A 23,515-nucleotide genomic window follows, 5' to 3' on the forward strand; every position below is an offset into this window, starting at 1 on the left:
TCTTTGTCTCTAAATTTTTCAGATGCTTTATACCGTTATCAAAGCTGTTCACATCATTTTTATGGTCAGTTATTTTGCAGGGATTTTTTATCTCGCCCGCATTTTCGTGTATTATAAAGATACCGATGATTTTGAGGAAAATAAAAAACAGGTTCTTCGTGAACAATATGTTTTTATGGCGCGCAGATTATGGAATATCATCACCGTTCCGGCCGGAATTATTATGCTGGTAACAGGTTTAACAATGATTTTCCTCAACTTTGGTTTAATGAAAACTCCGTGGTTTCATCTGAAACTGACTTTCTTAGTCGGACTTGCAGTTTATCATTACTGGTGCTGGAAAAAAGTTTTACAAATCAAAAATCTTCAAGGCAATATTCTACCGATTGAAAATATTAAACTTCGGCAGGCGAATGAAATTGCTACTTTTATATTATTTTTAGTGGTCTTCACCGTAATTTTAAAATCAATGGTCATCGAATATTGGTGGCAATTAATTGCCGGATTTACCGTTCTGGTATTTTTGATTATGACGACGGTGAAGTTGGTGAATAAAAAGAATAAACAACGGTGAATGGTGAGTAGTCAATCAATAGTGAATGGTCAATCGTGAATGGTGAACTTTTAAAGCCTCGAACCTCGCATCACGCAACTCAACCTCAAACTTAGCAATAACCTCAACGTAATACATGATTGCAATATTTAAAAAAGAACTTTGGACTTATTTCGGAAACTGGAGCGCCTGGTTAATTATTGGTGCTTTCAGTTTAATCGGCACGCTTTTCTTATTTTTCTTTGATAATGATTCCAATATTTTCGAGATTGGGTCGGCGACTTTACAGAGTTATTTTGTGCTCGTTCCCTGGCTTTTGATGTTCATTATTCCGGCAATTTCTATGAAGACGCTGGCAGAAGAACAGCAATCCGGAACGCTGAACTGGCTTTTTTCGCAACCTCTTGCAATATCGGATATCGTCATCGGTAAATTTCTGTCGGTTTGGTTGGTCGGCATTTTATGTTTGCTTCCTTCGCTGGTTTATTTATACACCGTTTATGTTTTAGGAGTTCCGGAAGGGAATATCGATTTAGGAGCCGCTTTCGGAAGTTATTTTGGTTTAATCATTTTAATTGCCGCTTTTTCCGCAGTGGGAATCTTAGCTTCATCGCTCTCGCAAAACCAAATTATGGCTTACCTGCTCGGCGTTTTCCTGTCCTTCTTTTTGTATTTCGGGATTGAGCAGTTGGCCAGTTATAAAATATTGGGTGGCGCTGATTATTTCCTTTCTAATATTGGCTTTTATCAACATTTTCTGGCCTTTACCAGAGGGTTGATCGATACGAGAGATTTATTTTACTTCCTTCTGGTGATTGCGGGTTGTCTGTTTCTCGCTAAAATTTTTGTAGAAAAGAAAAAGTAACTGAAATTATTTACCGCTTTTAAAAATGAACAAAAAAAACCTCCTCTACAGTATAATTGCTCTGTTTTTATTAATGGGAACTTTCGGGATTTTTTCGAAACGTTTCGATTTAACCCAGGAGAAAAGATACACGCTTTCTGCTTCTACCATTAAAGTTTTGAAGTCTGTTGCCAAACCTTTGACATTTGAAGTCTATCTGGAAGGTGATTTTCCGGCGAGTTTCCGTCAGTTACAGAACGAAACAAAATTCATTCTGGAAGAATTCCGAAAAGTGAATCCAAAAATAGATTACCGGTTCATCGATCCCATTAAGACGAAAATGTCGAAAGATACTTTGGCAGCCATGGGAATGCAACCTTCCATCTTACCGGATATGAAAGAAGGCAGGATTTCTGAAATTGTCATGTTTCCCTATGCGGTCCTTAAATATGATTCGCACGGAACCTCAATTCCGTTAATCGTGAATTTAACCGGAATTGATGCTTCAGAACAGTTGAGTAAATCGATTGAAAACCTGGAATATAATTTTGTTTCGAATATTAAAAACATCACTCAGGATCATAAAAAAAACATTGGTATTCTCATCAATCAGGATGAACTTCGTCCTGAAGAATTCCGTGGGTTTATGGAAATGGCTTTGGAAAATTATAATGCCGGACCGATTATTCCAAAAAATCAAATGGAATTGACTTACGCTGATGTTCCGCAACTTCAGCACATGGATGCTTTGGTCATCGCAAAACCGCGAAAAGCTTTTACCGAAAATGAAAAGGTAATTCTGGATCAATACATCATGAACGGTGGAAAAACCCTCTGGATGATCGATGCCGTGAATGCTGAAATGGACACCCTTTTTCACGCCAAAAAAATCATGGCTTATCCCATGGATGTCAACTTAACCGATTTCTTTTTTAATTATGGAATTCGGCTTAATGCAGGTTTGGTAAAGGATATGAAAAAATCTGCACTTTTGCGGGTTCAATCTGGTGAAGTTGCCGGGAATCCACAATACAGCAGTTTTCTATGGCCTTACTTTCCTTTAGGAATTGCAGAAAATAAAAACCCGGTTACCAAAAATATCAATCCTGTTAAATTTGAATTTCCGACTTCGATTGATACCTTAGGACGCAAAAATATTAAGACAAAAGTTTTGTTTGAATCAAGCGAAAGAACGAATATCAAACAGGTTCCCAATTATGTGGCGCTTGCAGAAATCGTCCGGACCGATTCCCTGAGCGAAGTTGATAAACCAGCTCAACCCAAAATATATGCGGTTAGTTTAGAAGGTAAATTCAGTTCCGCTTATGCAACACGAAGCGAAAGAAAAATTTATCCTAATTTCAAAGCACAAAGTCCGGAAAACAAGATGATTATTATTGCCGACGGTGATGTTGGAAGAAATCAAATCTACAAAGGAAAACCGCTCCCACTGGGTGAAGATTTACTCACCAAACAATCGTATGGCAACGAACAGTTTCTGAGAAATGCCCTCGATTTTCTTTTAGACGATTCTAATTTAATGGAATTAAGAAACAGAAACATCGAAGCAAGATTACTCGACCGACAAAGAATTGACGAAGAAAAAACCGACTGGCAATGGTTCAATTTATTGCTTCCATTGGCAATTATTGGATTGTTGGGCGGATTCTTTTACTGGTGGAGAAAAAGAAAATTTGGATAAATAAAAACCTTCAAGAATAAATATTGAAGGTTTTTGGCTAAAATATACCGCAAATTACAGATGACGCCGTCTTTAACACCTTCTTAAAACCAAGAAGTCATTTAAAATTAGTAATTCTTGGCAACCTTAAATATCTTTAATAAAATCCTCATATTCATAAAACACCCGCTCGAATCCATCCATTTTTTCGACAAAAAACTCGAAAATCTCCTGCCAGGTATTTTTATTATAAATCGAAACATTTTCTTTGGTGATCCAAAACCGGGAAATCACTTTTCCGTTTTCCAAAGTGTAAAATTCATCTTTTTGAACTGAACCTAATTCCTCTTCCAGAATAGATTCCAGTGACCACATTTTTTCGAAATAAGCATTGCGAAAGAGTTCGTCGTTTATTTCTATATCCAGTGAAACTTCGGCTTTCTTTGGATCAGCATTAAATTTAAAGGCGAAATCTTTAATTTTGGTATTATACAAAATCCACTTTCTGGGAAAACTTTTCCCAAAGGCGATCCAGAATTCTTTTCTAAGTTGCTGTGCTTCTTCTTTACTAAACATTGAAATAATTTAAGAACTGCGAAACTAATCAAAATATCATATTGTATCGAGTTACAGTGTATTATTTTTTTTGGAGCTTACCAATTACACGGATTTACAAAGATTTTTCTGTTTAAAAAATATTTCAGTTCAGTTTTGCCGGCAAATTATTCGTGCATTCGTGGCAGAAAAGTTTCCTAATATTTGACAATATATTGTAAGAATTTAGACGACTGATTGTAAGTCTTTTATCTTTCATCTATATTCTTCGATCTACTTATATTTGATCTGATCCTCTTTAAGGCTTCTAAGAACTTTTTACTTATTTTTGCGTTATGCTTTCCAAAAAATCACAGTACGCGCTAAGAGCCCTTTCCTACCTCGTCGGCAAAAAAGATGAAGGTCCGGTCTTGATTTCAGATATTGCCACCGCGAAAAAAATCCCGTTAAAATTTCTGGAAAACATTCTGCTGGAGCTGAAAAAAGCCGATATCCTTGACAGTAAAAAAGGAAAAGGCGGCGGTTATTTTTTTAGTGCAAATCCGGCTGAAATATCGCTTGCGACGGTAATCCGGTTGGTTAACGGTCCGATCTCGATGATTCCGTGTGTGAGCATTCATTTTCATGAACAGTGTCTTAACTGCAATCAGGAACACTGCGGTTTGCACGATGTTTTGATCGAAGTCCGCGACGCTTCTCTGGCTATTTTAGAAAAGAAAACACTGCTGGATATCGTGGATTAAAGCTTTAGCTTTTTATTTGCCTTATTAGTCCACTAATTTGGTGGAATAATAAATTTGTCGCAAATTTGTTGACATTAATGAATGAAATAATGTTTACAGCAGAAGAAATTCAACATTTAGAAGCGCTAGATCTCCAACAAAGTCTTTTCAAACTGTGCGAAATTATTCCAGACGGAATCATCTTTTCAACTTCTTTAGGGCAGGAAGATCAGATCATTACCGATGTCATTTTTAAAAATAAATTACCGGTTAAGGTTTTCACGCTGGATACAGGAAGATTATTTTATGAACATTATGACCTTCTTTCCAACAACAATTCCAAATACAAAATCAAAACGGAAGTCTATTTTCCCGAAGCCACTGATGTTGAAAATTATGTGAACGAGAAAGGAATTAACGGCTTTTTTCATTCTGTAGAAAACAGAAAAGAATGCTGCTACATCCGAAAAGTAAAACCGCTGAACCGTGCGCTGGAAGGCGCCAAAGTATGGATTACCGGTCTTAGAAGCGAACAGTCTGAAAACCGACAAACTTTAAAAATGCTGGATTGGGACGAATCCCGACAACTCTATAAATTCAATCCTCTTCTTCACTGGAATTATGATGCTGTTTTAAAATATATCGAAGACCATCAAATTATGGATTTACCGCTTCATAAAAAAGGCTTCGTCAGCGTGGGCTGCAAACCGTGTACGAGAGCAATCGAGCCGGCTGAAAATCCGCGTGCCGGAAGATGGTGGTGGGAAGAATCTCAGAAAGAATGCGGTCTGCATTCAGAAAAATAAAAATTGTAAAATACGATGAAGGCAAAATATCAATTAAATGATTTGGAGCAGTTAGAAGCAGAAAGCATTTACATCATGCGGGAAGTTGCGGCCCAATTTGAAAAACCCGCTTTATTATTCAGCGGTGGAAAAGATTCGATTACGTTGGTTCATTTGGCAATGAAAGCTTTTGCTCCGATGAAAATCCCTTTTCCTTTGGTTCATATCGATACGGGACATAACTTCCCTGAAGCACTGGCTTACCGAGATTTTTTAGCCAAAGAAATCGGTGCCGAATTGATTGTCAGGAAAGTGGAAGATACCATTCACAAACAGAAACTGACGGAACCTAAAGGAAAATTTGCTTCCAGAAACTGGCTGCAAACCCATACTTTACTGGAAACCATTGAAGAATTTCAATTTGATGCCTGCATTGGTGGCGCACGACGCGATGAAGAAAAAGCCCGAGCCAAAGAACGGTTTTTCTCTGTTCGTGATGATTTCGGACAATGGAATCCCAAACTGCAAAGACCCGAATTATGGAAAATCTACAACGGCAGAATTCATAAAGGCGAAAATGTTCGCGTCTTCCCAATTTCGAACTGGACCGAACTCGATGTCTGGAATTATATTAAAAAAGAAAAGATTCAACTTCCTTCTATTTACTTTTCCCACGAAAGAGAAGTTTTGGAATATGAAGGTCAGTTAATTGCAGTTTCCGATTTTATTCAAATTGATGAAGATGATGTTATTTCTACAAAAACGGTTCGATACAGAACTGTTGGTGATATGACCTGTACGGCAGCCGTAGAAAGCAATGCTTCTACTTTGGATGAAGTGGTTCAGGAAATTACCGCGTCAAGAATTTCGGAAAGAGGCGAAACCAGAATCGATGATAAAGTCACCGAAGCCGCCATGGAAGACCGGAAAAAAGGAGGATACTTTTAATAAACAATGAGTAATAGGCAATAAGCAATGTATTTATTACTGATTACCAATTGCTTAGTACTGATAAAAACAAAACATGGATATATTAAGATTAATGACCGCCGGAAGCGTTGATGATGGCAAAAGTACCTTAATTGGCCGACTTTTATACGACAGCAAAAGTATTCTCGTGGATCAGCTGGAAGCACTGGAAAAACAGTCAAAAAATAAAAATTCCGATGGAATCGATTTGGCAATTCTTACCGACGGTTTGCGGGCCGAACGGGAACAGGGAATCACCATCGACGTGGCGTACCGCTATTTCTCGACGCCGAACAGAAAATTCATTATTGCTGATGCTCCGGGACACGTTCAATACACTCGAAATATGATTACCGGCGCGTCGAATTCCGATTTGATGATTATTTTAATTGATGCAAGACAAGGCGTGATCGAGCAAACCAGAAGACACAGTATCATCGCTTCTTTGTTGCAAATCAAACACATTGTAATCGCAGTGAATAAAATGGATCTGGTGGATTATTCGGAAGAAGTTTTTGAAAATATTAAAACCGGTTATCTTGAAATTGCCCAGAAACTCAACCTCATCAATATTCAGTTCTTTCCTATTTCGGCTTTAGATGGCGACAATATTGTGGATCGCTCCAACAAAATGCCTTGGTTTAAGGAAAATTCGCTGTTAGAATATCTGGAACAGGTAGAAATTAACAAAGAAATTAATCTGAAAGATACCCGGTTTCAAGTTCAGTTTGTCATTCGTCCGCAAACCGATGAACTCCACGATTACCGGGGTTACGCGGGAGAAGTCGTTAGCGGAATTTATAAAAAAGGAGACCGCATAAAAATCCTGCCGCAAAATATAGAAACCACCATTTCTAAAGTGGAAACCGGCGGAAAAGAAGTGGATGAAGTTTTTGCACCACAACCTGCGGTGATCCATATCGAAGATGATATTGATATTTCGCGGGGCGATTATTTTGTTCATACCGATCAGATTCCCACTGTTGACAATGAATTTCAGGCTTTGGTTTGCTGGATGGATCATAAAGAATTGGTTCCGGGGAATAAATATTTTCTTCAGCACCGAAGCAAACTGGTCAAAGCGATCGTTAAAGAAATCGACTATCAATTAGACGTTAATACTTTAGAAAAAACACCAGTCAACGATTCGGTAAAACTCAATGAAGTGGTTCGGGTGACCATCAAAACAGCAAGTCCATTGGTTTTTGATTCTTTTGAAAAAAACAAAGGAACCGGAAGTGCCATTTTGATCGACGAAACCAGCAATGCAACCGTAGGAGGCGTAATGATTCTGTAACCCGTGAGCGAAGTTCAACCCAATAATATGCATCCTCTGTTTCTGAATCTGGAACGGATTCCGGTGTTATTGGTGGGACACGACGATTTAATTTTTCGGGCAGTAAAGCAGATTTGCCGAAATGCTGCTCATTGTAAAATCAAAATTTATGATGAAGAAATGTCAGAGGAAATCATCAGATTTTCGGCGGAAAAATCCAATATCAAACTTTTTTATCAAAAAATTAAAGAAGAGGATTTAGAGAACTTTGGATTATTAATAATTTCGACCGAAGATCACGAATACGAAGAACAACTTATTCATCTTTCTCAAAATAAAAACATTTTAATTGATGTCATCGGCAAACCAAAAATCAGTGATTTTTCGTTGGTTTCCGTTATTAAAAAGGAGAACATAAAACTCGGAATTTCTTCAAATGATTATTCGCCGGAAGTTCAAAAAAGAATCAATAAAATTATCGAACACAGCATTCCTTCCGATATCGAAGAGTTTATCGGTAAACTGAAATTCGCCCACAAGCACCCTTTAATGAACCGCGAAGAAGAACTGCAAACACTTGACAATATTACCGCGGAATATCTGGATCAAAAACAAAAACATCCTCTTGCTGATTCTGAATTTGAAAATTTAGAAAAAATAACGAAAGCGGTTCGGCGCCGTGCCAATATTTATCTGGGAATCATCGGCGTGATGGTTTTAATTGGAGTTTTGTCTTATATTCTTGTCGAATTCCAATTGTTTCCGGACATCAATGAATTCCTGAATCGCGACAACCATATTTTCTATAAAATGCTGGCGGTCGGTTTTGTAGCAGAATTGGTGGTAGGAAGTACCGGAATGGGTTATGGGATTATCTGTACCACGATTCTTTTGATGCTCAATATTGCGCCACCGATCATCAGTGCGAGTATTCACTCTGCCGAAACATTTACCTCAGCCGCGGGAAGCATCAGTCATTACCGATTGAAAAACGTAAACATGAAACTGGTAAAAGCATTGGCTATTCCGGCAATTATCGGGGCAATTATTGGAGCGTTATCGCTCACTTATTTTGGGGAACATTATGCCCACATTGTAAAACCGTTGATTTCCTGCTATACTTTATATCTTGGAATTAATATCTTGCGAAATGCCTTCAAAAAAAACAAAAAAAGCACTCAAAAATCCGGTCGAAATATCAGCATTTTAGGATTGACCGGTGGATTTATCGATTCTTTTACGGGCGGTGGTTGGGGACCAATGGTTACGGGAAGTTTACTAAAAGACGGACGAACTCCAAGATATGTGATTGGAAGTTCTACCCTATCGAAATTTATTCTGACGATTACCAGTGCAATCACTTTCGTAGTGACCATCGGAATTCAGCATTGGAATATTGTACTCGGACTATTGATTGGCGGAATTGTTACCGCGCCATTTGCTGCTTTGTTAACGAGCAGAATTCCCATTAAAAAAATGTTCGTGGTGATTGGGATTCTTATTATTGTTTTGAGTTTAATTTCGATTGTAAAATCACTTTTTTAAATATTACTTCGGAAGACATTCATTATTTAGTGCCCGTCACACAACGCGTTATCAAACTGAAATCAGACCAGGGCGCAAATCTTATTTTGTAGAATACACGCAGATACCACTGGGAAAACACCAAAAAACAAGAATTGACACATTGCAAAAATCAATTTATCAGTTCCATCCGATAAAATAAATAACTTTCCCAAAGAGAAACCTAAACTAAATATTTTATAACTTTGAACATAATAAATATGATTAAAGTAATGGACACTACAATAGATATCCGAAAAAAAATCCACGAATTTATCGATCATGCAGACGAAAGAATACTCCGTATTTTTCACGCAATTATTACTATGGAAGAAGTTGAAGAACACGTATTGAGTGCAGAATACAAAGAAATTTTGGATGAACGCCTGAAAGAACACCACGAAAATCCAACTTCGGGAAAACCTTGGGAAAAAGTAAAACAGGAACTGAAAAAAGAATATGGAATATGATCTGATTATAAAGCCAAAAGCCCAGAATGATATAAAAAAAGCACTTGATTGGTATAAAGCAGAAGGCGGAAATTTACCGAAAAATTGCTTGATAAAATCGATGAAAGCTTAGAGAAAATACAGCAAAACCCGGAACATTATCAGAAAAGATATCACGAAATAAGAATCATTTTTACAAAGAAATTTTCTTACGGAATTTATTACACCATTGAAGAAAATACAATTTATATCCACGCAATTTTACCCACGAAACAAAATCCAAAAACAGCTGAAAAGCGTGTAAAATAAAAAGTCTACCGCCTGAATTTTCCAATAACATTCTGCCTCCGCCTCTAAAAAAAGACTTTAGGCAGCAAGAAAAAAGCGGGCTAAGCCCGCCCGCTGTATTTATCATTTTATTTTAGTCAATGCAATGCTGTCGGTTTTATTTCCTTTATCATACTTTTTAATGTAAATCAATTTTCCTTTTTCATTATAGTATTTCCAGTCGCCATGATAGTACCAGTGTATAAAATTATCGGCAACTTCGGTAGTAGATTGTCCTTTGATCTTGATTTTTCCGTTTGGATAAAAAAATTGTGTCTTAATTTTATCTTTGCGGTAAACCTCCTTCTGATCTATTTTATCATCAATAAAAGTACGCCAGATACCAACCTTGTCTCCCTTTCTGTATTTTCCTTTTGAAACAAAATCTCCCTGTTCGGTAGAATTGGTTTCTACCCATTTGCCATTTCTTTTCTGAATCTTAGCTTCCTTTATATATTGATTAATTTTACCCGGAACACAGGATACCAGAGAAATCGTAATTAATAAAAGAAAATAATTGATTTTCATAGCATCAGATCACTCCCAAATCTTTTCCTACCTTTTCAAAGGCTGCAATCGCTTTGTCTAAGTGTTCTCTGGTATGGGAAGCAGAAAGTTGCACACGGATTCTCGCTTTTCCTTTTGGTACCACGGGATAGAAAAATCCGATGACATAAATTCCTTCATCCATTAATTTTTCGGCCATTTTTTGGGCCAAAGGGGCATCGTACAGCATCACCGGGACAATCGCCGCATCACCGTTGGGAATATCAAAACCTTTGGCTTTCATTTCTTTTCTGAAATATTCGGCATTTTCCATTACCTGATCTCTCAACGAAGTGTCGTCGGAAATCATATCCAAAACTTTAATCGCAGCACCAACGATTCCCGGAGCCAAAGAATTTGAGAACAAATAAGGTCTTGAACGCTGTCTCAGCATATCGATAATTTCTTTTTTACCGGAAGTAAATCCTCCAAGCGCGCCGCCTAAAGCTTTTCCTAAAGTTGAAGTAATGATGTCAACTCTTCCCATCACTTCATTGGCTTCGTGCGTTCCACGTCCAGTTTTACCGATGAATCCGGTGGCGTGTGAATCGTCAACCATTACCAAAGCATCGTATTTATCTGCCAAATCACATACTCCTTTTAAATCGGCCACAATTCCGTCCATTGAGAAAACACCATCGGTCACGATGATTTTGAAACGGTGATTCTTTTTGGAAGCCTCGATTAACTGCTCTTCCAAATCGGCCATATTGTTATTTTTGTAACGGTATCTCGCTGCTTTACAAAGTCGAACGCCATCTATAATTGAAGCGTGATTCAGTTCATCAGAAATAATGGCATCCTGATCGGTAAACAAAGGTTCGAAAACGCCGCCGTTGGCATCAAAACACGCTGCATATAAAATGGTATCCTCCAATCCCAAAAACGCTGAAATCTTTGCTTCCAATTCTTTATGAATATCCTGAGTTCCACAGATGAAACGCACCGAAGACATTCCGTAGCCGTGACTTTCGATCATATCCTGGGAAGCTTTCATCACTTCTTTATTGTTTGACAATCCCAAATAGTTATTGGCACAGAAATTCAGGAGTGTTTTCCCGTTGGCTTCAATCACCGCAGATTGCTGTGAGGTTATGATCCTTTCGGTTTTAAACAAGCCGTCATTTTTAATATTTTGAAGTTCGTTCTGTAAATTTTCCAGATAATTTTTAGAAATCATATTTAATTATTTTGAAATGCTAAAATACGAAAAAAAGCCCTCCTGCGAGTGCTTTTATCATTTTGTTATTAATAACATAAAGTTAAATGGACCTTGATTATTCTTTAATAAATTTCAAATTCTTTTCAGCAATTTTTAAAAGATAAACACCTTTCGGAAGGGCGTTTACACCAATTGATTTTTTTGAACTAAGTATTCCTGATTTCACCCATTTCCCATCGAGGCTGAAAATTTCATACGATTCATCTTTGGTAATTCCCGCTACTGAAAGTTGGTCTTTCACCGGATTTGGATAAATTCTGATTTCATTTTTGGCCGTATCATTTATGGAAAGAATCGAAGTATCTTTTGTTACTGTGGAACCTTTGGTAATAATCTGATTTTCATAATTAAATTGTACTGAAGCGACATTGAAAGTAAGCGCTTCTGCAAAACTTTGATTATTTGAATCGTTATTTAAAACCAAATAAGCAATTTCCCCACCAGTTCCGGTCACTTTAATTGGCAAAGGCATTTCAAAGAAACTGACAGACGAATGACTTTGCGTCTGGCCCACTTTAAAACGAATGATTTTATCCGCAGTTTGATTCCATTTTATTTGATAGGAAGGATATCCCTGGCCGTAAATCCAGTCGTTGAAAAATTCGGAAAAATCTTTTCCGGTAGATTGTAATAATGAATTCTTTAAATCATCTGTTCTCACATAATTATAGGCGAGATTTGGACGGGAATGATACTCTTTTAAAGCTTGATAAAAAGCGGAATCACCTAGAATCCACTTCATCATTCTTAAAACATATCCGCCTTTTGAATAACTCAACCGACTGTCAAAAACTGCGTTGGTATTTCCTAAATTACCGTCAGCAACATAAACACTTCCGCCTGATGACTGGGTAATATAATCCATTTGCGACTGCAAATAATTCATAAATTCAGTGTTAGTCATTAATAATTTTTCGTTGGCGAGATGTTCACCGTAAGTCGCAAAACCTTCATTAAGCCAGATATCGTTCCAGGCGCCGCAAGTTACTTTATCACCAAACCATTGGTGGGCTAATTCATGAGCGATAATTCCCTTGCCGAAAGATCCCATTGACGACATGGTAGAATGCTCCATTCCGCCTCCCCAGCCGAATTGCATGTGCCCGTATTTCTCATTCCTGTAAGGATAAGGTCCAAAAAATTCTTCGAACGTATTCATGATATTTTTGGTCCAGTTGATATTGGCCATTGCGGTGTTATTATTCGCTGTAGAAGGATAAACGTAATTCACAAACGGGAAAGGCGGTATTCCCATCGTATCATTTATCTTGGTATAATTCGTAATTCCCAAAGCAACTAAATACGCCGGAATCGGATAATTCGTTTGCCAGAAAGTTAGTTTTTTATTACCGGCTACCATTGTTTCGGAAAACAATTTACCATTCGAAGCGACATTATATTGCGCCGGAGTTGTAATTCTGATATCAACTTTCTCTATTTTATCATTCATACTCTGCTTAGTGGGAAACCATTCCTGTGCGCCGTAAGGCTCAGAAAGCGTGTAGAGCACCGGAGTTCCAGATTGCGTAGAAATTGTAAAAGCATCACCAGCACTTCCAATAGTATCTGGAGTGCCGGAATATTTAATCGATAAAGAATCTAAAGTAGCCGAGCTGAGTGCGGCTGGAAAATCGATTTTTACTTCCTTCGTTGGCAATTGAGTAAAGGCCAAGTTAGTACCGTGGTATTTCACTTCAGAAACCGTCAACACATTAGAAAAATCGAAATAAATACTGGTAATGTTTTGATTGGGAACAAAATGACTGGTCACCGTTCCACTTATAAAATATTGAGCAGGATCAAGATCCAAATCCAGTCTTTGATATTTCAAATCATAATTCAAAGTGTTTGGGTTCACGTTGTAATTAATCATTTTCGAATAGCGCTGCGTTTCATTTCGGATCATGCTTTTTCTTTCTGCCTCTTCGTTTTGCGCAAAAAGGTGTGCAAAACATAACATTAACGCAATCATATAAATCTGTTTCATTGATTAAATTATTTACCGATAAAGGTAAAAAAAACCTTTCAATAATTATTGAAAGGCTGCTATTTTAGTCAAATAAACAATCAGAGATTCAAAGTCGGCTCCAGGATTTGCTCCATTTTACTTTTAACCTGATCTACAGAACCTCCATAATTATTAATGAGCAGTGAAAACACCAGTGTTTTACCGGAATTTGTTTTCATATATCCGGCTAAGGTTTTTACTTTATTTAAAGTGCCTGTTTTGGCAAAGATCTGTCCGTTTCCGGTAGTGTTGAACATTCTTTTCAAAGTTCCCGTCTGTCCGCCGATTGGCAAGGTTTCCTGGAAGGTTTTGTAATATTTTTCGTTCATCAAATTCGCTAAAAATTTCACCTGAGAAATTGGAGTTACCACATTTGCTCTTGAAAGTCCGCTTCCATCGAAGTAATTTAAACCATCCGTTTCGAAACCGACTGATTTTAAGTGGTTATTCACCACCATTCTTCCCGCTTCCAAAGTCTGGTCACCCAGTTTCTGAAAACCCACCATTCTCAACGTTGCTTCTGCCAATGCATTATCGCTGTGCTGATTGGTATACATGATGATTTCTGCTAAAGTTGGCGATTGATAAGAAGTGATTACTTCCCGTTTCTCAGGATTTGGATCTGTACTTTTTGTGACCACTTTTCCCGCCACCGACAAGCCACTTTTCAGCATGGCTGCACGCAGGCTGTTCGCCAGATAAGCCGGAGCATCCGGTAATTTGGTCGTCAGATAGCCGCCATCAAATTTATCGGCATACACCATTTGACCGATGTATGGTGAGATATAATAATAGTTTTTGTTTTCTGAAAAAGGATTTGATTTTTTGGCAATCAGTTTTTCATTTTGGGGATTTATTTCGTGGGTTGTTCCAACGGGTAAATAATAATTTCCGTTTTCAAGCCAAACAATATTTTCCGGTAATGACTGGGATTTATTTAATTTAAAAACACCGGTCTGAATGATAATATCGCCATCGATTTTCTTAATTCCTTTTTCTCTGGCAGCCGAAATAAATTCAGAAATAATCTGACTATAGGAACTAGCGCCCGCTTTATTGGTTCCCAGCGAAGGATCGCCGCTTCCTACGATGTACAAATTCCCTTTAAGAACTCCGTCTTCGATTTCACCGGAATATTCCAGCTGAGTGATCCACCTGAAGTTTTCACCCAAAAGATTCATCGCCGTTTCTGTGGTCAGCAATTTAGTAGTAGAAGCAGGAATCAGAGAAGCGTTCTCATTATAAGAACTGATAATTTTCTTTGTTTTGGGATCATACACTACAAAACCCCAGTTTGCGTTTCGCAAAACAGGATCATTCATCATCGAATTCAGCTTGATATCTACGAGTTCTTTTGCGCTGAGAAGTTTTTCAGCGGACTCTTTAGAAATATTCGAATTTTGACTGTCGTAAGATTGAGGATAATTGGTAGAAGCGAAGGTTCCCTGCCCAAATGCAAATGCAGAAACTGCGATTGCAGAAGAAACCAGAATTTTTTTGATGTTAATCATTTAATTTTATTATTTGATTATCTATGAATGCTTTTGCATGAAAGAATACGATTCTGCCGCAAAACATTTCTTTAACGTTCAAAAGTATAAAATATTGTTGAAGCACAGTGATTTAACGGTACTAAAAAGGTGGTAACTACTGTTAAACTTTGTTAAAAGTCAACAAAAATCACCTTTTTTATAGAATGGTAAGCGGAAATCTCATCAAACTCCGCCAAACTTTTGCTGACCAAATCTTTATACTCCGCATATTTTTTACCGCGCGGTAATTTTAGTAAAAGTTGGTATTGATACATTAAATTCAGTTTTCCAATGGGTGATTTTTCAGGACCCAGAATGCATTCTTCCGGTAAATATTTCCTGAGAATTGATCCTAAAAACTGAGAAGCACGATTGACCTTATCTTCACGGCGGTGCTTCAGTTCAATCATAATTAATTTGACGAAAGGCGGATACAGAAACTTCTTTCGCTCCGTCAACAAATGTTTATAAATATTGGGCGAATCGTGCTCTTTTAATAACTGAAAAATCGAATGTTGCGGATTATAGGTTTGAATTAAAACCTTACCGTTTCCTGAAAGCCGGCCTGCTCTTCCCGAAACCTGAGTGATCAGCTGAAATGCCCTTTCTTCTGCGCGAAAATCCTGTACATATAATAAGGAGTCTGCTTTTGGGATTGCGACCAGTTCAATATTCTCAAAATCTAACCCTTTGGAAATCACCTGCGTACCGACAATAATATCCGTTTCGCCTTCTTCTATTTTTTCGTATAATTTCTCATAAGCAAATTTTTTGCGCATGGAATCCACATCCATCCGATCAACTTCTGCGTCGGGAAAAATTTTCGAAACTTCTTCGTGAATCTGTTCTACCCCAACTCCTCTTACATTCAATTTCTCAGAATGGCATTTCGGACAGGCTTTCGGTTTCGCCGCTTTTTGCCCGCAATAATGACATTTCATTTCATTATTATATTTGTGATAGGTCATCACGACATCACAATTTGAACAGTAATTTACATAACCACAGGTTTCACATTCCACCACATTGGCGTAACCACGGCGATTGTGGAGAATCATGGTTTGCTTTTTATGATCGAGTTCTTTTCTTATTTCATCAATTAAATGAAGAGAAAAACTTCCGACTAATTTTTTAGTATCCTGCGCTTCTTTAAAATTAATCAGTTCAAATTCCGGAATTTTCACATTCCCAAAACGTTCGCCTAAATAAATATAAGTCAGTTTTTCTTTTTTTGCGGCGTAATACGATTCTACAGATGGCGTCGCAGAACCTAATATTACGTTGGCACTGTAAAATTTCGCTAAAACCTGAGCAGCATCTTTTGCATTAAAAAACGGAGAAATTTCCCGTGGTTTATAACTCGAATCATGTTCTTCATCCACCACAATTAATCCTAAATTGTGATAAGGCAAAAACAGAGCATTCCTCGTTCCGATAAGGATTTTAATATCATTATTTTTAATTCTGCGCCATACCTCTACCTTTTCGAAATCGGTCAGTTTCTGATGGTAATACCCCAACTGCCTTCCATATTTTTTCTCTAAACGCTGAACAATCTGTTTGGTCAGAGAAATCTCGGGAAGCAGAAATAAAACGTTTTTCCCATCCTCCACCGTTTCTTCAATTTTTTCTAAATAAACGTGGGTTTTCCCGGAAGAAGTAACGCCATGAAGCAAAACATTTTTTCCCTGTTCAAAGGCTTCATCAATTTCAGATTTTGCCTGAAGTTGAATATCACTCAGTTTTTCTAAATCTTCGGTTTCGCCTTCATAACTTTCCAGACGGTCTTTCTGCAAGTAATATTCCTGAACTAAATCTTTTTCAATCAACGATTTTAATTGAGCGTGGGCAAAGTTTCCTTCATGGAAAACTTCCGATTTTTTAATGAGTTTTTCAGGATGTTCTGTTTGTTTTTCTAAAATTAAAAGAAATAATTCCTGTTGTTTACCGGACCGTTTCAGTGATAAAAGTATTTCGGGAAGATTTGCATTTTTTACTGTTTCTTCATTAATCTTTAAATAAGCAACTTCTTTGGCTTTATATTTTTCCGCAATTTTCTCATCGATTTCGATATACTGTAAATCGATTAATGATTTAATGGTTTTTACAATATCCCTTTTGGGAATAAAAGCTTCAATTTCCGTCAAATTTATGAGTTGCCGAACTTCCAAAGCCTGAATAAGATACATTTCATTCACATCTAAATTCTCGAAATCAACGGTGACATTCGGTTTTAATTTCAGATAGGTTTCACTTTCCAATTTTAAAGAACCCGGAAATGAAAAACGGTAAATTTCGCCAAGATTACAGAGGTAATAACCTGATAGCCAATCCCAAAACCGGATTTGTTCTTTCGGTAAAATCGGGGAATCATCTAAAATATTGATAATTTCTTTTGGTACAAATGTTTCGGGTTCTTGATCATGAAGATCAAAAACAATTCCGGTGTAGATTTTTTTTCCGCCAAAAGCAACCAAAACCCGCATTCCAATCTGAATGGAAGATACGAGTTCATCGGGAACTTTGTAAGTAAAAGTTCCTTTTAGATTTAAGGGAAGGATGACTTGGGCAAAAGTTGGTGTGATGATTTGGTGAGGTGTTGATTTGGTGATGTGATGATTTGTTGATTTGATAATGTGACGATTTTCTACAATTCAATGGACAAATTTAGAAATAAATTTCGGCTAAAACCAATGGACTTTATTTAATAAAAAAGGATCGGAATAGGTTCCAATCCTTTTATCGGTTGCGTCGGCGCGGATTCCAACGTTTTTTTTTGGTTGCATCGGAACGAATGTTTTTTCAGCTGCATCGGAATAAGTTACGACGCTGGATTATCGGTCGTTCCTACGGAACTATGGATTTATTTGCCTTTTCTTCGGTCCAATTCTTTTTGGATCAAACCTAATTCTCTACCTGTTTGTCCGGCAACGGAAGTATTTTCCTGCGCTCTTCTCGTTAAATATGGAACCACATCTTTTACGGGACCATACGGAAGATACTTACAGACATTGTATTTTTCTGCTCCTAAATAATACGTAATATTATCACTCATTCCGTACAACTGTCCGAAATATATCTGTGGATGATCGTGAGGCAAGCCCATCGCTTTCATTTTATCCATCACGAGTTCTGTTGATTTCTCGTTGTGCGTTCCGAAAAACGCAGAAACTTTATTCAGATTATTTAAAACAAAATCGACCGCTGCATTATAATTTTCGTCAGAAGCCTGTTTTGTTGGCTGAATCGGATCAGGATATTTCATGGCTGCGGCTCGTGCTCTTTCTTTCTCCATATAAGCGCCGCGTACAAATTTGTACCCCAGGAAATAATTTTTCTCTTTGGCTCTTTCCAAATCTTTGGCCAGATATTCTAATCTTCCGGTTCGGTACATTTGAACGGTATTCCAGATAATGGCTTTTTCTTTATTGAATTTTTCCATCATTTCATTCACCAAAGCGTCGGTAGCATCCTGCATCCAGGTTTCTTCGGCATCGATCATCAATATTACATTTCTGTCAAAAGCCATTTGACAGACTTCGTCATATCTTTTGACGACTCTCGCCCACTCTTCTTTTTGTGAAGTCGTTAATTCTACTTTTTTCCCTACTTCTTCGTAAATTTCAATGCGGCCAAAACCTGTTGGTTTAAAAACCACGAACGGAATCGCTGGGTTTCCTTCAGCAAATTTGATGTTCTGCTTGATTTCGGTACACGTATCATCAAAAACTTTTTCTTCTGCTTTTCCTTCAATGGCATAATCGAAAATACTTCCCACATGATGCTTAAACATCTGCTTCACTACTTTCATACTCTCTTCGTGGGTTTCGCCACCACAAAACTGCTCGAACAAAGTCTGCTTCACAATATCGGTTACGAAAGGGAAATTATTCTTGACTGTAAAATTCAGCGCAGAAATTCCAATATTCGTAATTACCGGTTGTTCAATAGCCTTGAACATCCAATACGCTTTTTTCAGCTGAGAATCTGTTTTGTCTGCAAACGCAATTTGGGTATTGTTGAAAACGCTCATCATATTTTTTAAATTAGAGCAAATTTAATAATACTGAATGGATTGATAAAACTAAATTAAAGTTTAATTTTGTGATAAATTTCAGTATCAATGATTTCAATTTTAGATCACGATTTCTCGCAACTCAACGATTTTCTCACTATCTTACAACCTACTCAACTTTTAATTTTAGTGGATGAAAATACCCACGAATATTGTCTCCCAACGCTTCTTGGCAATCTGGAAACCGAAATTCCTTTTGAAATCATTGAAATCGAAGCGGGTGAAGAACTGAAAACGTTGGAAACGGCAGCCCAGCTTTGGGAAATCTTGACCGAATTTGAAACCGACCGGAAAGCATTGATGATCAATTTGGGCGGCGGCGTAATCACCGATATGGGTGGATTTATCGCCTCAACTTACAAAAGAGGAATTCCCTTCATCAATATTCCGACGACGCTTTTAGGAATGTGCGATGCTTCAATTGGTGGAAAAACAGGAATTGACCATCAGTTCCTGAAAAATATTATCGGAACGTTCGCTCATCCGGAACATATTTTTGTCTTTCCGGAATTTCTGAACACCTTACCTTTTGAGCAACTGAGAAGCGGTTTTGCCGAAATGCTGAAACATGGATTGATTGCAGATCAAAATCATTGGAAAGATTTAATTTCGATTAAAGATCTAACGGCAGAAAATATATTTCCTTTCATTGAAAGGTCGATGAATATTAAGCAGAATGTAGTGGAACAGGATTTCAGGGAACAAAACATCCGGAAAACGCTGAATTTCGGTCATACCATAGGTCATGCGGTTGAAAGTTTATTTCTCTTAAAAGGAAAACCCATCATGCATGGTGAGGCCGTGGCAATGGGCATGATCTGCGAAACGAGAATTTCAGTGCTTCAAGATTTAATTGCAGAGGAAACCGCGAATGACATTATTTCCAACATTCGGAAATTTTTTCCTCATTTGGATATCACTGAATTTTCATTGGAAGAAATAGTAAATTTAATGAGAAATGACAAAAAGAATTCTTTCGGAAATATTAATTTTTCTTTAATTAAAAGAATTGGAAATGCAACTTTTGATTGTTCCATTCCTAATGAAAACATAAAAAAGGCGTTAATTTATTATCAAAAATTAGAATAAATCCTAAATTTTACTAAATAATATCCCTAATCTCAATGAGATTGGGGATCTTTTATTTTAATTTTAAACTGTTAATCAACAATCACTTACGACAAATACGATTTAAACCATCGTTTAATTTATATAAATTCATTCTGATTTTGGCACACCATTTGAAAGTACTGACTCGTAAAACAAAATTTAAAATGTAATGATAATCAGGATTTACTTATTTTAGAAATTAAAACATTAATTTTTTGAACAAAATAAAATCCTATTATCAAAAACGTAAAATTAATCAGAAAAATTTAACATTATGAAAAAGTTAGTATTAAGTGCAGCAATTGCAATAAGTTCATTGACATTCGCACAACAGTTTGGTATTAAAGCAGGCATGAACGTATCATCACTTTCTACTGAAGAAGGTTTAAGCGATCAAGGTTCTAAAATTGGATTCAATGCAGGGGTATTCATGAACGCTCCTTTAGCAGAAAACTTCAGTATTCAGCCAGAGCTTTTGTATTCACAAATGGGTGAAAAATACAATCAAACCATTTCAGGAACTACATACGCCAGATCAAAACATTTAGATTATGTTACTTTACCGGTAATGTTCCAGTACAATGCAACACCTTCGTTTTATTTAGAGGCAGGTCCGGAATTCGGTTTGTTGGTAAGTGCTAAAAACAAATTCACAAACGAATCAGCCAACACCACTATTGGAGAATCTGCAAACTACAAAGATGATTTGAATGCATTTAACTTCGGTGTAGGTCTTGGTGCAGGTTACTACTTCACTCCGAATGTAGGTTTAACTGCAAGATATGTCGCTGGTGTAACAGATATTGCAAAAGAAAGACCTAGTGGGTCAAGCGCAGTTAGAAACAACGTATTCCAAGTAGGTTTGGCTTATAAATTCTAAGAACACATTTTATACATATTATTAAGAAAGGTTGAGAAATAATTCCCAACCTTTTTTTTATTCATCTTTAAAATCTGGATTTGGCCCTACCGGAACGGGATATTTTTCAGTGAAGCAACCAAAACAATGGTCTGAACTGCCGAGGATATCTTTGAGATTAGCCATGCTCAAAAATTCCAGGGAATCAACTCCTAGATATTTCCGTAATTCTTCTACACTCATATTGGCCGAAATCAGATCGTCTTTTGTTGGCGTATCGATTCCTAGATAGCACGGTGCAATAATCGGCGGCGAAACACTGCGGAAGTGAATTTCCCTTACACCCGCATCTTTCAGAATTTTTACCAACCGCTTGGAAGTCGTACCGCGAACAATTGAATCATCGATGATGACTACCCTTTTTCCTTTAATTTCAGAAATAATAGGATTGAGTTTCAGGTTGACAATCCGCTCACGCATTTCCTGAGTCGGCACGATAAAACTTCTACCGATGTATCTGTTCTTAATCAAAACCGGACGGAACGGTATACCGGAAGCGATTGAAAAACCAATGGCCGCAGGAACTCCCGAATCCGGAACTCCGATGACGATATCTGCTTCTACAGGCGCCTGCTCCCAAATTTTCTTCCCTGATTTTTCTCTTATTTCGTGCACATTAAGGCCCTCCATGATGGAATCCGGTCTGGCAAAATAAATATATTCGAAAGCGCAGGTTCTTTTTTCACAGTTTTCTTTAACCATAAAACTTTGTAAACCGGTTTCATTTTCATTGGTATAAATAATTTCTCCAGGCAAAATATCCCTAACATATTGCGCACCCACCGCATCTAAAGCTACGGATTCGGAAGCGACAACATACGTTTTCTCATCAATCGCTCCTAAAACCAACGGGCGGATTCCATGAAAATCACGGAATGCAAAGAATTTATTTCTGGTCATTCCGACGACGGAATATGCTCCTTCAATTTTTTCCATGGTGGTTTTGATGGCTGCACGCAGGCCTAAATCCAGGTGTTTCTGAATTAATCTCAGAATAACTTCAGAGTCTGAGGTGGCCCTGAATACAACTCCTTCTGCTTCCAGTTCTCTTTTTAATTCCGCAGCATTGGTTAAATTTCCGTTGTGTGCAATCGAAAGAATAATTTGATCATATTCGTTCTTGGCAAAAAATGGCTGGAAATTATATTTCTTTTTGTCGCCAGCCGTCGTATACCGTGTATGTCCGATGGCTGAATTGCCCATGAAGGTTTCCGGTTCGCGGATTTCTTTAAATACATCTAAAACCAGTCCTTCATCTTTAATATTGAAAATTCTTCCGCTTTTCATCACCGAAATGCCGCACGCTTCCTGACCACGATGCTGCAAAGCAAAAAGACCAAACTGCGAAAGCGAAAAGGTATCGACATTATGGTCGGAATACAATCCGAAAATACCGCATTCCTCAGCAGGTGCGTCAAACGGCTCATCTGATTTGAGCAGATTTCTGCCGTACGTATTTTCCTTAAACTGATTTAAATAATCCTCTCTGTATTGTTGTAAATCTTTCATTTTATCCTCACCCCAACCCTCTCCGAAGAAGAGGAAGCTGGATTTATTAATAAAACACGACTTCGTGTTTCAATGATTTTTATTTGTTTAATACTTTTTTTAATCTTTCATAGATCTCCACATACGCTTCGGTTACTTCTCCCAAATCACGTCTGAAACGGTCTTTGTCGAGTTTCTTCATCGTATCTTTATCCCAAAGCCTGCAGGTATCCGGTGAGATTTCGTCGGCTAAAATTATTTTGCCATGGGAATCTTTTCCCAGTTCAATTTTGAAATCTACCAGTATGATGTTCATTTGATCAAAAAGTTCAATCAGAATATCATTAATATCTGACGACAGTTCATACATTTCATCGAGTTCATCGTAAGTCGCAGCACCGAGAAAAACCGCGTGATGGTCGTTTATTAAAGGATCTCCAAGATCATCTCTTTTATAACAGATATCGAAAATGGTCACTGGGGATTTAATTCCTTCTTCCACGCCTAATCTCTGTGCCATACTTCCGGCAGAGTAATTGCGAACCACCATTTCCAGGGGAATGATGTGTACTTTCTTTACGAGCTGTTCTCTCTCGTCTAATTTTTTAATAAAGTGAGTCGGAATTCCTTTGTGGTTTAAATAATCGAAAATCAACGTGGTAATCGCGTTGTTCATTTCACCTTTTAAGTCCACACTCCCTTTTTTCTGTGCATTGAAAGCGGTTGCATCATCTTTGAAACGGACAATCACCTCGTTTGGATTATCGGTTTCGAAAACCTGCTTTGCCTTTCCTTCATAAAGCATTGCTCCTTTTGTCATTTTTTACTTTTTATTGATTTATTTTTTACTTTTTAGTCTTGAACAAAACCCTTCTTTTATTACCGCAAAAG

General features: G+C 37.4%; 21 protein-coding genes. 12 read left to right on the forward strand and 9 right to left on the reverse strand.

Features of this window, described 5'->3' with window-relative positions; translation table 11 throughout:
* Positions 1-22 precede the first annotated feature (22 nt).
* From QF004_RS04290 to gldG, 3 genes are all read left to right on the forward strand, one after another.
* Positions 23-574 (forward strand): CopD family protein, encoded by a 552-nt coding sequence (locus tag QF004_RS04290; RefSeq protein ID WP_133440795.1) that lies wholly within the window; start codon positions 23-25, stop codon positions 572-574.
* A 115-nt stretch (positions 575-689) separates the two neighbouring features.
* Entirely contained in the window at positions 690-1,418 is a 729-nt protein-coding gene (locus tag QF004_RS04295; protein WP_133440796.1) for an ABC transporter permease subunit, read from the forward strand.
* A 25-nt stretch (positions 1,419-1,443) separates the two neighbouring features.
* Entirely contained in the window at positions 1,444-3,099 is a 1,656-nt protein-coding gene (gene gldG / locus QF004_RS04300) for a gliding motility-associated ABC transporter substrate-binding protein GldG (RefSeq protein ID WP_307423139.1), read from the forward strand.
* A 126-nt stretch (positions 3,100-3,225) separates the two neighbouring features.
* On the opposite strand, the gene QF004_RS04305 is transcribed toward gldG, so the two are convergent.
* Positions 3,226-3,654, reverse strand: coding sequence for a DUF4268 domain-containing protein (locus QF004_RS04305; protein ID WP_133440798.1), 429 nt, complete (start codon positions 3,652-3,654; stop codon positions 3,226-3,228).
* A gap of 314 nt (positions 3,655-3,968) precedes the next feature.
* Here QF004_RS04305 and QF004_RS04310 point away from each other — a divergent pair, with 314 nt between their 5' ends.
* From QF004_RS04310 to QF004_RS04340, 7 genes are all read left to right on the forward strand, one after another.
* Entirely contained in the window at positions 3,969-4,376 is a 408-nt protein-coding gene (locus QF004_RS04310) for an Rrf2 family transcriptional regulator (protein WP_307423143.1), read from the forward strand.
* An 89-nt stretch (positions 4,377-4,465) separates the two neighbouring features.
* Positions 4,466-5,161, forward strand: a complete 696-nt coding sequence (locus tag QF004_RS04315; RefSeq protein WP_307423146.1) for a phosphoadenylyl-sulfate reductase — start codon at positions 4,466-4,468, stop codon at positions 5,159-5,161.
* 15 nt (positions 5,162-5,176) lie between these two features.
* Positions 5,177-6,088, forward strand: coding sequence for a sulfate adenylyltransferase subunit CysD (gene cysD, locus QF004_RS04320; RefSeq protein ID WP_307423149.1), 912 nt, complete (start codon positions 5,177-5,179; stop codon positions 6,086-6,088).
* 76 nt (positions 6,089-6,164) lie between these two features.
* On the forward strand, positions 6,165-7,406 hold the full coding sequence (locus QF004_RS04325; protein ID WP_307423152.1) for a sulfate adenylyltransferase subunit 1: 1,242 nt from the start codon (positions 6,165-6,167) through the stop codon (positions 7,404-7,406).
* A 27-nt stretch (positions 7,407-7,433) separates the two neighbouring features.
* On the forward strand, positions 7,434-8,930 hold the full coding sequence (locus QF004_RS04330) for a TSUP family transporter (protein ID WP_307423153.1): 1,497 nt from the start codon (positions 7,434-7,436) through the stop codon (positions 8,928-8,930).
* A 251-nt stretch (positions 8,931-9,181) separates the two neighbouring features.
* Entirely contained in the window at positions 9,182-9,418 is a 237-nt protein-coding gene (locus QF004_RS04335) for an addiction module protein (protein WP_133440803.1), read from the forward strand.
* Positions 9,419-9,502: 84 nt separating this feature from the next.
* The gene (locus QF004_RS04340) at positions 9,503-9,706 is read left to right on the forward strand and encodes a type II toxin-antitoxin system RelE/ParE family toxin (RefSeq protein ID WP_307423157.1); all 204 of its coding nucleotides are present in this window, start codon (positions 9,503-9,505) and stop codon (positions 9,704-9,706) included.
* A 102-nt stretch (positions 9,707-9,808) separates the two neighbouring features.
* Here the strand turns inward: QF004_RS04340 and QF004_RS04345 are convergent, their stop codons facing one another.
* The 6 genes from QF004_RS04345 to QF004_RS04370 all read right to left on the reverse strand — a co-directional run bounded on the left by QF004_RS04345 (position 9,809) and on the right by QF004_RS04370 (position 19,065).
* On the reverse strand, positions 9,809-10,252 hold the full coding sequence (locus QF004_RS04345) for a hypothetical protein (RefSeq protein WP_307423159.1): 444 nt from the start codon (positions 10,250-10,252) through the stop codon (positions 9,809-9,811).
* Positions 10,253-10,256: 4 nt separating this feature from the next.
* The gene (kbl, locus tag QF004_RS04350; protein ID WP_307423163.1) at positions 10,257-11,450 is read right to left on the reverse strand and encodes a glycine C-acetyltransferase; all 1,194 of its coding nucleotides are present in this window, start codon (positions 11,448-11,450) and stop codon (positions 10,257-10,259) included.
* Between the two features lie 97 nt (positions 11,451-11,547).
* The gene (locus QF004_RS04355) at positions 11,548-13,479 is read right to left on the reverse strand and encodes a M1 family aminopeptidase (RefSeq protein WP_307423166.1); all 1,932 of its coding nucleotides are present in this window, start codon (positions 13,477-13,479) and stop codon (positions 11,548-11,550) included.
* Between the two features lie 80 nt (positions 13,480-13,559).
* Positions 13,560-15,011, reverse strand: a complete 1,452-nt coding sequence (dacB, locus tag QF004_RS04360; protein WP_307423167.1) for a D-alanyl-D-alanine carboxypeptidase/D-alanyl-D-alanine-endopeptidase — start codon at positions 15,009-15,011, stop codon at positions 13,560-13,562.
* Between the two features lie 152 nt (positions 15,012-15,163).
* Positions 15,164-17,617, reverse strand: coding sequence for a primosomal protein N' (gene priA / locus QF004_RS04365; protein ID WP_307423600.1), 2,454 nt, complete (start codon positions 17,615-17,617; stop codon positions 15,164-15,166).
* Positions 17,618-17,895: 278 nt separating this feature from the next.
* Positions 17,896-19,065: a proline dehydrogenase family protein gene (locus QF004_RS04370; protein ID WP_307423602.1), complete on the reverse strand. Its 1,170-nt coding sequence runs from the start codon at positions 19,063-19,065 to the stop codon at positions 17,896-17,898.
* A gap of 90 nt (positions 19,066-19,155) precedes the next feature.
* Here QF004_RS04370 and aroB point away from each other — a divergent pair, with 90 nt between their 5' ends.
* Together aroB and QF004_RS04380 are read left to right on the forward strand one after the other, a co-directional pair.
* Positions 19,156-20,196 (forward strand): 3-dehydroquinate synthase, encoded by a 1,041-nt coding sequence (gene aroB, locus QF004_RS04375; RefSeq protein ID WP_307423170.1) that lies wholly within the window; start codon positions 19,156-19,158, stop codon positions 20,194-20,196.
* Between the two features lie 295 nt (positions 20,197-20,491).
* The gene (locus QF004_RS04380; RefSeq protein WP_133440810.1) at positions 20,492-21,097 is read left to right on the forward strand and encodes a porin family protein; all 606 of its coding nucleotides are present in this window, start codon (positions 20,492-20,494) and stop codon (positions 21,095-21,097) included.
* 57 nt (positions 21,098-21,154) lie between these two features.
* Here the strand turns inward: QF004_RS04380 and purF are convergent, their stop codons facing one another.
* Positions 21,155-22,645 (reverse strand): amidophosphoribosyltransferase, encoded by a 1,491-nt coding sequence (purF, locus tag QF004_RS04385; RefSeq protein ID WP_307423173.1) that lies wholly within the window; start codon positions 22,643-22,645, stop codon positions 21,155-21,157.
* A gap of 79 nt (positions 22,646-22,724) precedes the next feature.
* Positions 22,725-23,444: a phosphoribosylaminoimidazolesuccinocarboxamide synthase gene (purC, locus tag QF004_RS04390; protein WP_133440812.1), complete on the reverse strand. Its 720-nt coding sequence runs from the start codon at positions 23,442-23,444 to the stop codon at positions 22,725-22,727.
* Between the last annotated feature and the right edge of the window lie 71 nt (positions 23,445-23,515).

Source organism: Chryseobacterium sp. MDT2-18 (genome assembly GCF_030815285.1).
GTDB classification, from domain to species: domain Bacteria; phylum Bacteroidota; class Bacteroidia; order Flavobacteriales; family Weeksellaceae; genus Kaistella; species Kaistella salivictor.

What these genes read in the sequence shown, in the direction of transcription:
- QF004_RS04305 (WP_133440798.1), bottom strand. Translation starts at nt 3,654, where the DNA reads ATGTTTAGTAAAGAAGAAGCACAGCAACTTAGAAAAGAATTCTGGATC.
- dacB (WP_307423167.1), bottom strand. Translation starts at nt 15,011, where the DNA reads ATGATTAACATCAAAAAAATTCTGGTTTCTTCTGCAATCGCAGTTTCT.
- QF004_RS04335 (WP_133440803.1), top strand. Translation starts at nt 9,182, where the DNA reads ATGGACACTACAATAGATATCCGAAAAAAAATCCACGAATTTATCGAT.
- QF004_RS04290 (WP_133440795.1), top strand. Translation starts at nt 23, where the DNA reads ATGCTTTATACCGTTATCAAAGCTGTTCACATCATTTTTATGGTCAGT.
- QF004_RS04330 (WP_307423153.1), top strand. Translation starts at nt 7,434, where the DNA reads ATGCATCCTCTGTTTCTGAATCTGGAACGGATTCCGGTGTTATTGGTG.
- QF004_RS04315 (WP_307423146.1), top strand. Translation starts at nt 4,466, where the DNA reads ATGTTTACAGCAGAAGAAATTCAACATTTAGAAGCGCTAGATCTCCAA.
- QF004_RS04325 (WP_307423152.1), top strand. Translation starts at nt 6,165, where the DNA reads ATGGATATATTAAGATTAATGACCGCCGGAAGCGTTGATGATGGCAAA.
- QF004_RS04295 (WP_133440796.1), top strand. Translation starts at nt 690, where the DNA reads ATGATTGCAATATTTAAAAAAGAACTTTGGACTTATTTCGGAAACTGG.
- purC (WP_133440812.1), bottom strand. Translation starts at nt 23,444, where the DNA reads ATGACAAAAGGAGCAATGCTTTATGAAGGAAAGGCAAAGCAGGTTTTC.
- QF004_RS04370 (WP_307423602.1), bottom strand. Translation starts at nt 19,065, where the DNA reads ATGAGCGTTTTCAACAATACCCAAATTGCGTTTGCAGACAAAACAGAT.
- QF004_RS04310 (WP_307423143.1), top strand. Translation starts at nt 3,969, where the DNA reads ATGCTTTCCAAAAAATCACAGTACGCGCTAAGAGCCCTTTCCTACCTC.
- QF004_RS04345 (WP_307423159.1), bottom strand. Translation starts at nt 10,252, where the DNA reads ATGAAAATCAATTATTTTCTTTTATTAATTACGATTTCTCTGGTATCC.
- cysD (WP_307423149.1), top strand. Translation starts at nt 5,177, where the DNA reads ATGAAGGCAAAATATCAATTAAATGATTTGGAGCAGTTAGAAGCAGAA.
- QF004_RS04355 (WP_307423166.1), bottom strand. Translation starts at nt 13,479, where the DNA reads ATGAAACAGATTTATATGATTGCGTTAATGTTATGTTTTGCACACCTT.
- aroB (WP_307423170.1), top strand. Translation starts at nt 19,156, where the DNA reads ATGATTTCAATTTTAGATCACGATTTCTCGCAACTCAACGATTTTCTC.
- purF (WP_307423173.1), bottom strand. Translation starts at nt 22,645, where the DNA reads ATGAAAGATTTACAACAATACAGAGAGGATTATTTAAATCAGTTTAAG.
- kbl (WP_307423163.1), bottom strand. Translation starts at nt 11,450, where the DNA reads ATGATTTCTAAAAATTATCTGGAAAATTTACAGAACGAACTTCAAAAT.
- QF004_RS04380 (WP_133440810.1), top strand. Translation starts at nt 20,492, where the DNA reads ATGAAAAAGTTAGTATTAAGTGCAGCAATTGCAATAAGTTCATTGACA.
- gldG (WP_307423139.1), top strand. Translation starts at nt 1,444, where the DNA reads ATGAACAAAAAAAACCTCCTCTACAGTATAATTGCTCTGTTTTTATTA.